This window comes from Paraglaciecola psychrophila 170 (assembly GCF_000347635.1).
Taxonomy (GTDB): domain Bacteria; phylum Pseudomonadota; class Gammaproteobacteria; order Enterobacterales; family Alteromonadaceae; genus Paraglaciecola; species Paraglaciecola psychrophila.
In genome coordinates this window covers 691,918-704,648 of the sequence record NC_020514.1, presented here as the reverse complement: position 1 = coordinate 704,648, position 12,731 = coordinate 691,918, and the positions used below count along the sequence as shown (strand labels likewise).

Sequence of the window (12,731 nt, the reverse complement as noted above, 5' to 3'; positions counted from 1 at the left end):
TCATATGTCTACAGCGCAGATATCACAAGCTATGGGAAATACTGCAGATTGGGACATTACCCAGGTAGAATTTAAAAAATGGGGTTATGAAGTCATTTTATGTGCGGATGCGAATGAAGTATCTGGCATTGTTTTTTCAAGTGTTTTGTGGGCAGTTAGTAAATAAATATTTGCTGGTTTAGTCATTCTTATTACAGTATTTGTGATGCTTAAAAAGATTGTGGGACAGCGCATCGAAGATTATATCAAGTCAATTGATGACATTGCCACTGGTAGCAGCGATTTTCGTTTTCGTTTTCGTTTTAGTGAAAAGCAAAATGATGAATTTGGTCGTATGGGAAAAGGGCTGAATAAACTGTTCAGTAAATTACACAACACCATAGAAGACGTATAGAAAACCGCCGACATTTTGATAAGTAAGGCAGTTGCTTTGAATAAGCTTGCAAACAGTACACAAATTTCTGTAAATAGGTTGACGCCGGAAGTTTCAATCGTGACAAATTCAGCTTCAGTCTTAGCAGAAAAAGTCTTAGCAGTTGAAGAAAATATCAACAAAGCAGATAAGGCAGCAGCAAGCGCCGACAAAGAAACCAACCTAAGTGTACAAACCCTTACTACAACAATTATTGACATTAAGAGTCGAGCAGATAAAACAGAAAGTTCCGTGTGGGTAATTGAAGAACTAGCGCGCTCTAGTCAAGCAATCAGTGGTGTTATGGAAGTCATTCGCAACATTGCCGAACAGACTAACCTGTTGGCCTTAAATGCTGCAATAGAAGCAGCACGAGCGGGTGAACAAGGCAGAGGATTTGCAGTAGTGGCAGATGAAGTAAGAACACTTGCAAGTAGGACTCAAAAATCAACCGAAGAAATTAGGATAATGATCGAAAAACTGCAAGCTGGAAGCAAAGAAGCCTCTTCGGCCATGGCGGCGAATAAAATGTCAGCATTAGAAACAGTTGAATCAACCTCGAGAACAGGTGAGGTACTCCAACAAGCTCTGGCAGCAGTAGATGAGATAAAAGTCTTAAATAGCGCAACGTCCATTATGGCAAGTCATCAAAAAGAAGTCTCTATGGAGATAAAGCAAAGAATCGATGGGGTTAATTTAATCAGCCTAGAAAACTCTACTAGCGCCAGTAACATGAAATTGATGTGTGATGAATTATCAACCTTAGCTAATGACATGCAAGACAAATTAGCTGGTTATACCATCAAGGGAATTTAACTCCGCAAAGTTGAACATCTCTGATTGATGCTCAACTTACTCTACTCATTACAATATAAACTGCAGGCTGCGTTGCAGCTTGTTTAAAGCATTACCTCGGTATAGTTCAGCCTAGATAGATGTAGACCTGTGATCTTAGATTTTTACGAGACCCGCCTTGTTGTTGTGCCTAGAATCATCAGCGTCCAATATTAAAACCCTATAAAGAATAGACCGACTAAAGCAAATGATATTGCCAATCTGACAGATTATTTACCTAGTCCAAAAATGATAATTAATTTTTAGATGCGTAATCATTGAAAGCTGCTTGGCGTTTTTCAATATGAGGAGATTGACCAAAAATAACATAGTATGTAGGCATATCTTCAAGGAATTCAATAATGACGTTATCTTTAAGATTCAATTTTTTCTTGGATATAATAATCGACGGGCGAACGATAAGAAATAAAGTGGCTGGTTCGTTTTTTTAGGAAAAGTTGAATGGCTGATATGTTGATAGGCAAGTCAAAAAACTCATATCCTTAAGCTGTTAATTCCTATCTAAAACCGTGATAACTAAAACCACGGATGGCCACGACACTTCTCATCGATACGGTGCCCTCATGTGTTTACGAATCAAGACTTAAAGTACTAAAAGGGGTGTCCACAAACACTATGCCTTTTGGCATCGCTTTTGTACTTTTAATGCTGCTTAGAAAATCAACTTTAACATTTTATAATAGTCGATATATACTAACATGTAGACTGCAGATGCCATCAATATTGATAGCATCTGCAGACAGTATTTTTTGTAATAGTAACGAAGTGACCCACACATTTGTTACTCTGTTGATCTACTCTTACCATAGAAGGAAGCACCAGCGTTCCCAGGGTAACGGTTTGTTTTTCGTGTTCAGAAGTAATAATATAAAAATGAGTATTCTCATATTATAAAAACCACACTGAAGACAACAATGTATCAGACTAACAACATGAAGCTTACAATCCAAACGTATTGCTAAACTGGATTTTGTTGTTCTCAAACAAGGTAGGCATGAGCTTAATTTATGATGGGCTTACTCAGTCTGTGATTTGAGAACCACTAAGCAAACTAAACCATATCCGACAAATCGAAAATTCAGCTGTTATTGTCATCCCCTTCTTAATGAAACGAGGGTTTAAAACGTTATGACCTTTACCCATAAGTAAAAGCCAAAACCATTAAGCCCTTTTCGTCTCAGCCAAATTTAGGCCTTACCTAAAGCCTAAATTTGACGTTAAGCCGGTGAATTAGGTCACAACAGTAATTACTTAGCCTCACTATATGGCTTTATCGCATCAGCGATAAAAGGTAAGGCTTCTGCATCTTTGTGATACTGAGGCTCTAGTCTGCGCAACGAATGTTGTTCGTATCCATATGCATAGGAAAGTATCTCAGCATCGGTATTTTTACCGCCAATAAATGATAAACCAACCGAAATCCCATGAATGCCTCCCATCGGCACTGTTGCATGAGGATAACCAGCTTGAGCGGCATGACCACCAAATCCTGGCCAACTACTAGGCCAAACGTCGCCGTTGATAGGATCCACTCTTGGCACAGTCGGACCCGAAGGAGCAATGAGTACTTGCACCTCAAACTCTTGCAATAACGTGTCAATGCCTTCTTGTCGTGTCGATTTTTGTACTGTTTCAATCGCTGTTTTGTATGCCTCACTGTCAAGCGAGTCCATGGATTGTGAAGCCACAAATATACTTTGATCGAATAATGCTAGCTCAATGTTTGAGTGCGCCTCATTAAAAGCGATCAACTCTTCTAAGGTGCGAGGTGTTACCTGTTCAGCTGACGTCGAGGCCAGATAAGCATTTAAACCATGTTTAAATTCGTATTTAAGAATATCGTAGCCCATCTTACCAAAATCCTTAGGGGTCTCTGGACGCTTATCGATGTCAACCAGAATCGCTCCTGCAGCCTCAAGATCCATCAAAGCGGTTTTGAAGTGCTCCAGTATTGGCATGGACTCGCCTTTGGCAAAATTCAATACACCTACTCGCACACCTTTTAAAGCGTCTTTTGTAAGACCCGCGCTATAGTCTGTATCAGGCGTGGTAGTGGCCATAGCATTCATCATCAAAGCAGCGCCCATCACAGTTTTAGTCATCGGGCCGGCTGTATCCTGAGACTCAGAAATAGGAATAATATACTGCTGCGGCACAATACCCACGGTAGGTTTAAAACCAACAATGCCATTGGCGTTTGACGGGCAAATAATCGAACCGTTAGTTTCAGTGCCTACTGAAGCCGCAGCAAGGGAAGCCGCAGTAGCGGCACCTGAGCCTGAGCTAGAGCCACAGGGATTACGGTCTAACATATGCGGATTTCTTACCTGTCCACCCAACGCACTCCAGCCACTCATCGAACCTTCTGAACGAAAATTGGCCCATTGACTCAGGTTAGTTTTACCTAAAATTATTGCGCCTTGGGCACGTAAACCTGCGACTAAAGGACTATCTCGTCCAGTTATATTGTCTTTGAGTGCAAAAGCTCCAGCAGTAGTCGCGATAAGATCTTTTGTCTCAATATTGTCTTTCAGTAAAACAGGCACGCCATGCAAGGGGCCCATAATTTCGCCGGCTGCACGCATTTGATCAAGCTGTTTGGCAATTGTCAGCGCATCTGGGTTGAGCGCTATAATGGATTGTAACTTTGGCCCATTTTTGTCAATTTTTTGAATACGTTCTAGGTATAACGTTACCAAGTCTTGTGAACTAATCTGATTACTTTCAAGTGCTTCTATAACGTCAGGTAAGGAGCCTGCGAGAATGCCTGTGGCACGAAAGTCCGTTTCTACTAATACCGGTTGTGTTACTTCAGAATTTTCTGTGGTTGGCGTACAACCAGAGATCGAAATACCTGCCGCTATGGCACAAAGGAGTAAATGCTTCATTAATTATCTTTTAAAGTCTTATAAGGTGCTTGAAATTAATAAAACTAACTGATGATTGCAAGGAAAAGTTGTGGCATGCATCAATGAAGATATCCAAACGCAGCCGCGGTCATCGATAATGTGTTTAAAGCGCCTTTATGACGTGAGGCTACATCAGGTATGGGATTTACCTGCGTTACCGGAACAATAGGAGTAATGTAGGATATTGGGTTCTCAACTCAAGGGTGCACTAAAAAGAGAGGTAGGTTCCCCAAAGGTGAAATCACTTATCTGTTTGGTGCAACACTGCGTCTGAGTATAGACCTAACCTTTATTGGTTGACTATATCTACTGCCTGCTTCTTAGAAACTACTCTTGATTAAATGCTCTTAAAATAACCTCTAAAAGTTCAAAACAATGCTTAGACCTTTTAGAGATTTAAATCGTGATATTTCAGCCAACACCGCATTCCAATGCTTGACGTAATAACCACCTTGGTTAGTTAACATTTGAGGCGATGTTCAAGGGCTTATTATTTTTGTTTTTCATCACGTCTATAACAGCCTGTATACCTTGTTGTCGGATCATCGATTCAAATTCACTGCGTTTGCTCGATAACAAACTGATCCCTTCAGCTACCAGATCATAGGTTTTCCATTCTTGTGTTTTATTACTTTTACGCAACTTAAAGCTAATGTTGATATCAGGACGGCCCGCTTGTCTAATGAGTGCCTTAATGCTCATACTAGTTTGATTTTCAGTATCTTTAACTGGTTCAAACAACAGTTCTTGTCCACCATAACTCGCTAAAGCAACAGCAAAGTTAGACACTAGGTATTGCTTAAACTCGCTCACAAACTCTGGGATCTTGTCTTTAGGAACGGATCTAAATTGGCTTCCCAATACCTTGAATGCAGCGAATCTATGATCAACATGTGGCATCAATTCTTGCTCAATAATCTCCCGAAGATGATTAGGATTAGATTGAATACTTTGTTGGTCTAATTCAATTCGCTGAAAGGTAGCGTTAGTCACTTGTTGTAACAAGACTTGAGGATTAAGTAATTCTGCATGGCTCGAACTGGTTAGCACGGATGCCAATATAAGCAGCCCGGATTGACTGATAATTTTTATCGTTTTTAAAAATGTCGTACTCATGAGTGTTGGTGCCTTAGGTGCTACAGGATGTTGAACATCCAAAAATTAAATAAAAAAATTAAGTTGTTGTATATAAATGAACAAACTGTACGAGCAATAATGCTTAGCACACACCTATTCAATAAAAGGGTTAAAACTCACGTGCATAGGTCAGACTCAGAAAATCTAAACCGGGGTTATCATCATTTAAACCACCGTTTGAATAATGCATGTAACGCACCGCTACAGACTTTGCTAGTTGCTCCCCAAACTCCAATATCAAACCCAGTCGGTCTTCAAACTGATAATGAGAGCCTATATTCTTACCGGCAAAACGGGTGTCAGTGATAAGTGAAACACCGATACCAAATTCCCACTTGAGTGGATACTTGCCATATAAACTATCAAATTGTTTTGAGAACACCGGAGATAATGCAATCGCGTAATTGGTTTCATGTTGATTGTCCTGTCCAAACTCCCAAAAATTGACACTTGCCTCCCAGTACACATCAAACTCACCTAGCCATTCAAATGTGGCTATCTGAGTCTGATAGGGGCGATAAGCCAGCCGAATCCCCGTTAACCCGCTTTCACCGTGCAAATAATCGATTGCCACCGCCTGCTGACTAGCCACCACATTTGTACTTGGCAGTGAAACAAAAGATATAGCCAGTATTAAGACCAACCAACGCATAATAATATTCTCCAAAATGCCTAATATTTTCCAAAGGATGCTATTTAAAAGACTTCGTTTCATCCGAGTCATAAAGACGCTTAGAGGAAACACTGATAACGCAGGCTCCCGACCCACATTGTTGGAAGGTTAGGACTGCTTATCCATAAGCATTGTTGCTTGCCGTGGTTATCCAGAAATTGTAAGTGCGGTTACATCTTTAATGGTTTGACTCACTGCTAAATAAAAAGCGCCTAATGCTTAGCAAAACGAATACTGAGTAACGTTTTGTTTGTACTCATTAAGGTTGTTTTTCAACTTACTTATCTCATAGGAGGATTATGGCCACTAAACTAATATAAATATAATTATATATTTATATGTGACACATTTTATTTTGTGATGTATTGTTGCATGATAATTATTTGAACGAAAAAGTTATGCGACCACAAGAACTAAACCTGTTAATGGTATTTGATGCCATCATGACTGAGCGGTCCATTACCCGTGCTGCTCAAAGACTATCAATGACACAGCCTGCGGTATCTAACGCGGTCAGTCGAATGCGAGTCGCATGGAAAGATGAGTTATTTGTCAAGGATGGCCGTAATATTCAACCTACTTTGCATGCCCAAAATTTGTGGAACCAAGTCCGCGAACCGCTTATTTCACTCACAGAAGCGGTTGATCCCAAGAATTTTGATCCCGCGACTGTCAAACGCACATTTCGAATTGCGGTGACAGATACAGTCGTCGATATGGCTTGGGCTAAATTACGTTGCGCTATCGAGAAGGAAGCGCCTGGAGTCAATATCCATGCGATCCCTTATACAATCGTCAATTCAGATCAGGTTTTGGAGGATGCAGAGGTTGATATGGTTATTGGCACCACAGGCGTTATTTCAAATACGTTTAGAGCTGAATATTTATTTTCACCTACTTATATTTGTATCATGAACCATGATCATGCATTGGCAAAAGCGGATCTTAGTTTGGAAGAATTTGCGGCGGCTGACCACCTTTTGGTGTCTTTGTCTGGGGATATAACCGGATATACAGATCAGGTTTTGATGCAACACGGATTATCTAGACGAGTGGCGGTTACCGTTAATCATTTCTCCTCTGTTGCCAACTTAATCAAGCACAGTAATTTGATATGTGTGATCCCCATTTCAGCGGTTGCCAAGCAAATAATCGATGGTGATATTGCAGCCACTAAACCACCAATAGAATTGATGCCGCAGCAAGTTTCAACTATTTGGCACAAACGACAAGATAGAGATCAAGGGTTAATTTGGTTGCGTGAGCACTTCAAGCGGATTATTGGACGAACGGTTGAACTTGAAACAACACAGGTTATGGAATGTTTATGTAAAAAAAATCCAGCGATGTGCCAATAAAATCAGTTTTTGTGAGAGCCACGCATCTCTGAATTTGGAGTCTAAATCTTGAACCCGTTACTAAAAACTATAGATTAATGTGTTTTTTTAGTAACATAATTTACACTAACTTATCAATTGGAACATTATGACTGTATATATACTTTCAAGGCTTACTATTCATGACCGTGCCGAATATGACAAATATGAAAATCAATTTGAAGAAGTATTTGCTCATTTTAACGGCAAGCTTTTAAGTGTCGATGAAGAGCCTCTTGTGCTTGCTGGCGAATGGGAAGCGACACGCTCGGTTCTAATGGAATTCCCCTCTAAAGAAGATGCATTTACATGGATGCAATCCGATGCCTATCAGCGTATTTCAAAGCACCGCAACGCCGGCAGTACATTGAGCTCGATATTAGTTAAATCGACTGAAACCGATGAAATTTAATATCTAAATTAAAAAAGTTAACAAACACAAAAAAGCTAACGCTTTTCATTTATAAATGCCCCTGTAAACGCTAACAATATATCTAACTTAATTTCGAAGAAATTGTGAGTGGTGTATTGTTAGTTTTCATTCGTAATTTAAGCTCTTATCGTCAGACTTCAGTTGCAAGATTAGAAGACAAGAGTAAAAAATTTACACCATAGAGTTCTATGAACCTTGACTACAAAGAGGAACCGATTGTTAAGAATTGATTTTCTTTTACTCTGTGGTGATTAAATATCTTTTAGTATTTGTGATTTAGACACTAAAAACGGTTTAAGCCATCCAGACAACAGGCACAAAAAAACCGACATATTGTCGGTTTATTGTTATCTGCGAAGTGGTACCAGTGGGTTAATACGAGGCTTTCTGGAGCAATGCTCCAGTGGTATTAACAATTCGTCAAGGACGGCGAATTTGGGTGCGGATCATCATGGACGTGTTAGTGACTAGCCCATAAGGTTTCTGAGTGCTCAAATTCTAGGCACAAAAAACCGACATATTGTCGGTTTATTGTTATCTGCGAAGTGGTACCAGTGGGCGGACTCGAACCGCCACTCCCGAAGAAACCAGATTTTGAATCTAGCGTGTCTACCAATTCCACCACACTGGCTTCGCAAATGCTCAAAGACTGTTTCAACCAACCTTCAAGAGGGAGGCATTATAGCCATAGACGCCTTGCTTGCAAGTATTTTATTAGGTATCACAACAGTTTGCCGACTTTTTAATCAACAGACTTAAGGTCCTGTTTATATTGCACTTCTATTTCACTTCATTAGAAAATGGCTTACCCCTTCCTAGTGATAAAAAAATAGCGTTTAATATTTTCACAACTTCTTTAACCAGTAAGTTCATCACTACTCTCTGTGACCCCTGTAAACCTTTCACTTTAGTTCATCAGACTTGGACTGGGTAATAACTGAGACAGCCTCTAGCGTCGCTTTTGGCTACTGAATTGAGCATATACCATCCAGCTTATTCTGGTTACGATCAACAGGGCTTCTATTAGGTTGATACTCTAGTCACTAGTAAGTTTAAGTGACTTAGCCAAAAACAAACAAACCTGCTAATAAGAAGGTTTGTTTAATAATGTAATAGCAAGCATGCATAATGATTTATTAACCAGTAATTTATTTATTATAAACAAAATACTGACTAACGTTTAAGCAGCTAGGCGCTGCTTAAATTCTACATGGTTCTTAGTCTGAAAACTGCCTAATCATGACACCTAATGTTTCTTTGGCGTCACCGAATATCATTCGACAGTTGGGTTTGAAAAACAACGGATTATCAATACCGGCAAAACCTGATGCCATGCCCCGTTTCAGTACAAACACGTTCTTAGCCAAATCCGCATTGATCACTGGCATCCCATATATGGGGCTACCTTTCATTTCTCGGGCTGCTGGATTCACCACATCGTTAGCACCAATAACCATAGCCACATCAAAGTTTTGAATCCGCTTGTTGATTTCGTCCATTTCGAATAGTTGCTCATAAGATACGTCGGCTTCTGCTAACAGCACGTTCATGTGCCCAGGCATACGTCCCGCGACTGGATGAATGGCGTATGCGACTTCGGCGCCGTTTTTTTCTAACAGTTGCTGCAACTCTTTCATCACGTGTTGCGCTTGTGCTACTGCCATACCGTAACCAGGAATGACCACCACGGACTGCGCCGCTTCGAGCACATAATACGCATCCTCGGCCGATAAAGGTTTGACTTCACCTTCTATTACCATGTCTGTTTTAGTCACTGACATAAAGCCACTGAATAACACATTACTCAAGGAGCGATTCATGGCTTTACACATAATGTTGGTCAAGATAATACCGCTGGCACCTACTAGCGAACCGGCCACTATCAAAATATTATTCTGTAAAGCAAACCCGGCTGCACAAGCGGCTAAACCGGAATATGAGTTTAGCAGTGAAATAACCACTGGCATGTCTGCCCCACCAATAGGTAATACCAACATGATGCCAAATAACAAAGCAAACCCCATGGCTGTATATAGCACCACATTAAAATCAATGTTTATACCAGCCAGCATTGTAGGCTGGGCAACAAACAAGTAAGCAGTAAATATAATCGCCAGTACCAGCAAACTATTAAACGCTGCCTGACCTACGAAAATCACCGAACGACCAGAAATGCGCTCACTCAATTTTGCCCAGGCAATTAGGCTTCCTGAAAAGGTCACGCCGCCAATTAATAGGGCTAGAAATGTCACTATCATAGTGAAAGCGGTAAATTCACTATTGGCTTCAACCGTGGCCCACGCAACAAATAAACTGGCGAGGCCGCCAATACCGTTAAGCAGTGACACCATTTCAGGCATAGCTGTCATGTCTATCAACCTTGCTGCAAGCGCACCTATTATGCTGCCTGCTAACATAGCAATGGCTATCATTTGAAAACTAACAATATTGTTATCAAACATAGTGACAACAATCGCAATGAGCATCGCAATGGCAGAGAGTAAGTTACCCTTACGGGCTGACGAAGGATGCCCAAGCAGCTTTAAGCCAAAAATGAATAAGGTAGCAGCGAGCACATAACTGAAGTTGATCACTAAGTCGATTGTGGTAGTTTCTATCATCATATTTTCCTACTGCTTTTTCTTGAACATAGCGAGCATTCGGTCAGTAACCAAATAACCACCGACGACGTTTATGGTTGCCAAAAAAGACCGCAAATGCACCAAGGTACGTGGAATATTCACCCATACTGTCGCTGCCCGCTAAGGCCAGCGCACCCACAACTGTGATACCAGAGATGGCATTAGCACCAGACATTAAAGGAGTATGTAATGTGGCTGGGACTTTTTGGATAAGTTCATAACCGACAAACATTGATAATAATAAAATGAATAATAAATATACGGCGTCCATTAGGGTTCCTTTTTATCGTTTGTGGATGAAGTATTAGACTCATAGACAGACTTGAGCATGGCATTCACAACTTGCCCTTGATGAGTGATGATACAACCAGACTGAACTTCGTCTTCAATATCCAGCTTAAATGCGTTGTCTTCTTGGTGCCAAAATTCACTGATTAAATTGAACATGTTATTGCTGTACATTTGAGTAGCATGTTTGGCTACTCCATTTGCCCAATAACCAGTGCCAATGATGGTCACACCTTTGTGCTTGATAATTTCACCGGGTACTGAGCCTTCGACGTTACCGCCATTTTCAGCGGCCATATCAACTATCACACTGCCAGCTTGCATTGATTCAACTGTTTTCAGGTCAATTAGCATGGGAGGCTTGCGCCCAAATAACTGCGCGGTAGTAATAACTATATCTGATTCAGCAATACATTTAGCTTGTTCACGTTGCTGAATTTGCATTTGCTCTGGGGTCAGAGCTTGGGCATAACCCTGTCCAGTCTCACCTGTTTTTCCTAAATCGATATGTAAGAATTTAGCACCTAACGACTGCACCTGTTCAGCAACTATGGTTCGGGTATCAAATGCCGTTACGCTGGCACCTAAACGTTTAGCGGTAGCAATAGCTTGCAAGCCTGCCACTCCGGCACCAATAACAAATACTTTTGCTGGCTTTAGAGTCCCTGCTGGTGTCATCATCATAGGTAAAACACCATCAAGCTCATTAGCCGCTTGCAGTACCATGACATAACCAGCCAAACTTGCTTGAGAACTTAGAGCGTCCATTTTTTGGCAACGACTAATACGTGGGATCATTTCCATGCTAATGCTGGTGATATTGTTTTCACACAAGCTTGCTACAAAACCTTTCTCATTAAATGGGTCTAAATAACTCACTATCAGCGTGTTAGGTTTTAAATGACTAAGATCATCTCTAGTGAGTTTGTGCAAACTGGGGACAATGTCCGCATTTGCTAAGATTTCAGCACGGCTAGTGACAATTTCTGCCCCAGCCGCTGCATATTCTTCATCACTAACATGGATGTGATTACCGATACCGGCTTGCACATGCACAGTGGCACCCAATAATTTGTATGCTTTAACGTTTACTGGCAACACAGCACAACGCTTTTCCTGTGGTTTAAGCTCAGCAGGGAAACCAAGAATTGTCATAGAAACCTCAAAAGTTAATTTTTCTTTAATAAATATGGCTTATTTAAGAGTGAAATGTAAATTCACAGTAATTATATTGAATATGAAGTTGTTTGGATTTTAGTTCATAATTTAAATAACACCCACCTTGTTGTATCAACAAGTTAGTCTATTTTATTAAAGATATATATTGTTGCGATAACCCTTGCTTGATCAGTCTCACGGGTCAGTGCTTTAATACTGTGTGAATAGATTTATGTGGCATTTTTTAATATTCGAGTGCTCAAGAATGATCAAAATTTATATTTAGTGAATATTACTGATAACATCTGTCCTATTTTTTAAGGCTTACTTTTGAAACCTACGCATCCACAACACTCCCGAGCAAGTTTCATTCGCAGACTAGCTGCCATGGTATACGACATTTTAGTAGCGGTTGCTGTTGGCATGTGTGCAGCAATGGTCATGTTACTAACGATGCTGTTGCTAGTTGAAAACAACATATTAGATAACCAAGGTTATGAGCATTTTAGCGATCTCATTCAACACTCTTTTAGCTATCAACTTATCTTACAAGTGTGGGTAGGTTTATGGATTGTTGGTTTTTTTCTGTGGTTTTGGCGAAATGGCGGTCAAACCATAGGTATGAGGGCGTGGCGCTTACGCTTATTCAGTACCACTGACAAACCTTTTGGTTATAGGCGCGCACTTTTACGATTAATATGTTCATTTGGCGGTTTAGGCACTATTTTGGTGTTATTCGATTTCAAGTCTAAACAATCATTGCAAGATAGGCTCGCTAACACTGAAATATTGGTGCTTAGCAAGGAAGATAACCATCATTCATCTTGGGGGAAAATTCAAGAATAAAT

Annotated in this window: 11 protein-coding genes, 1 tRNA gene and 1 pseudogene; 6 read left to right on the top strand and 7 right to left on the bottom strand. The window is 40.4% G+C overall.

What is annotated here, in order from left to right; translation table 11 throughout:
• Nucleotides 1–4 precede the first annotated feature (4 nt).
• The 3 genes from C427_RS26170 to C427_RS26970 all read left to right on the top strand — a co-directional run bounded on the left by C427_RS26170 (nucleotide 5) and on the right by C427_RS26970 (nucleotide 1,228).
• Nucleotides 5–166: a hypothetical protein gene (locus tag C427_RS26170; RefSeq protein WP_007636051.1), complete on the top strand. Its 162-nt coding sequence runs from the start codon at nucleotides 5–7 to the stop codon at nucleotides 164–166.
• A gap of 39 nt (nucleotides 167–205) precedes the next feature.
• Complete coding sequence (locus C427_RS03115) at nucleotides 206–394, top strand: methyl-accepting chemotaxis protein (RefSeq protein ID WP_007636049.1); 189 nt, start codon at nucleotides 206–208, stop codon at nucleotides 392–394.
• Between the two features lie 99 nt (nucleotides 395–493).
• Complete coding sequence (locus tag C427_RS26970) at nucleotides 494–1,228, top strand: methyl-accepting chemotaxis protein (protein WP_015430393.1); 735 nt, start codon at nucleotides 494–496, stop codon at nucleotides 1,226–1,228.
• A 1,286-nt stretch (nucleotides 1,229–2,514) separates the two neighbouring features.
• On the opposite strand, the gene C427_RS03105 is transcribed toward C427_RS26970, so the two are convergent.
• From C427_RS03105 to C427_RS03095, 3 genes are all read right to left on the bottom strand, one after another.
• A complete protein-coding gene (locus C427_RS03105; protein ID WP_007636045.1) occupies nucleotides 2,515–4,155 on the bottom strand; it encodes an amidase in 1,641 nt (546 codons plus the stop codon).
• 477 nt (nucleotides 4,156–4,632) lie between these two features.
• On the bottom strand, nucleotides 4,633–5,292 hold the full coding sequence (locus tag C427_RS03100; RefSeq protein ID WP_007636044.1) for an MlaC/ttg2D family ABC transporter substrate-binding protein: 660 nt from the start codon (nucleotides 5,290–5,292) through the stop codon (nucleotides 4,633–4,635).
• A gap of 130 nt (nucleotides 5,293–5,422) precedes the next feature.
• Entirely contained in the window at nucleotides 5,423–5,965 is a 543-nt protein-coding gene (locus tag C427_RS03095; RefSeq protein WP_007636043.1) for an acyloxyacyl hydrolase, read from the bottom strand.
• A 419-nt stretch (nucleotides 5,966–6,384) separates the two neighbouring features.
• Here C427_RS03095 and C427_RS03090 point away from each other — a divergent pair, with 419 nt between their 5' ends.
• Nucleotides 6,385–7,344, top strand: coding sequence for a LysR family transcriptional regulator (locus C427_RS03090; protein WP_034898807.1), 960 nt, complete (start codon nucleotides 6,385–6,387; stop codon nucleotides 7,342–7,344).
• 127 nt (nucleotides 7,345–7,471) lie between these two features.
• Nucleotides 7,472–7,774: a DUF1330 domain-containing protein gene (locus C427_RS03085; protein WP_007636039.1), complete on the top strand. Its 303-nt coding sequence runs from the start codon at nucleotides 7,472–7,474 to the stop codon at nucleotides 7,772–7,774.
• A gap of 567 nt (nucleotides 7,775–8,341) precedes the next feature.
• On the opposite strand, the gene C427_RS03080 is transcribed toward C427_RS03085, so the two are convergent.
• The 4 genes and pseudogenes from C427_RS03080 to C427_RS03065 form a co-directional block, all read right to left on the bottom strand.
• Nucleotides 8,342–8,426, bottom strand: a tRNA-Leu gene (locus tag C427_RS03080).
• 586 nt (nucleotides 8,427–9,012) lie between these two features.
• A complete protein-coding gene (locus C427_RS03075; protein WP_007636375.1) occupies nucleotides 9,013–10,416 on the bottom strand; it encodes an NAD(P)(+) transhydrogenase (Re/Si-specific) subunit beta in 1,404 nt (467 codons plus the stop codon).
• 9 nt (nucleotides 10,417–10,425) lie between these two features.
• Nucleotides 10,426–10,708, bottom strand: a pseudogene (locus C427_RS03070) (NAD(P) transhydrogenase subunit alpha).
• A complete protein-coding gene (locus tag C427_RS03065) occupies nucleotides 10,708–11,880 on the bottom strand; it encodes an NAD(P) transhydrogenase subunit alpha (protein ID WP_007636371.1) in 1,173 nt (390 codons plus the stop codon). Before C427_RS03065 ends, C427_RS03070 begins: the two are co-directional and overlap by 1 nt.
• A gap of 333 nt (nucleotides 11,881–12,213) precedes the next feature.
• On the opposite strand from C427_RS03065, the gene C427_RS03060 reads away from it, so the two are divergent.
• Complete coding sequence (locus C427_RS03060; protein ID WP_226991084.1) at nucleotides 12,214–12,729, top strand: RDD family protein; 516 nt, start codon at nucleotides 12,214–12,216, stop codon at nucleotides 12,727–12,729.
• The last annotated feature ends 2 nt before the right edge of the window (nucleotides 12,730–12,731 follow it).

Excerpts from the sequence above, each read along its gene's own strand:
- C427_RS03085 (WP_007636039.1), top strand. The coding sequence starts at position 7,472 with ATGACTGTATATATACTTTCAAGGCTTACTATTCATGACCGTGCCGAA.
- C427_RS03100 (WP_007636044.1), bottom strand. The coding sequence starts at position 5,292 with ATGAGTACGACATTTTTAAAAACGATAAAAATTATCAGTCAATCCGGG.
- C427_RS03090 (WP_034898807.1), top strand. The coding sequence starts at position 6,385 with ATGCGACCACAAGAACTAAACCTGTTAATGGTATTTGATGCCATCATG.
- C427_RS26170 (WP_007636051.1), top strand. The coding sequence starts at position 5 with ATGTCTACAGCGCAGATATCACAAGCTATGGGAAATACTGCAGATTGG.
- C427_RS03075 (WP_007636375.1), bottom strand. The coding sequence starts at position 10,416 with ATGATAGAAACTACCACAATCGACTTAGTGATCAACTTCAGTTATGTG.
- C427_RS03115 (WP_007636049.1), top strand. The coding sequence starts at position 206 with ATGCTTAAAAAGATTGTGGGACAGCGCATCGAAGATTATATCAAGTCA.
- C427_RS03065 (WP_007636371.1), bottom strand. The coding sequence starts at position 11,880 with ATGACAATTCTTGGTTTCCCTGCTGAGCTTAAACCACAGGAAAAGCGT.
- C427_RS03105 (WP_007636045.1), bottom strand. The coding sequence starts at position 4,155 with ATGAAGCATTTACTCCTTTGTGCCATAGCGGCAGGTATTTCGATCTCT.
- C427_RS03095 (WP_007636043.1), bottom strand. The coding sequence starts at position 5,965 with ATGCGTTGGTTGGTCTTAATACTGGCTATATCTTTTGTTTCACTGCCA.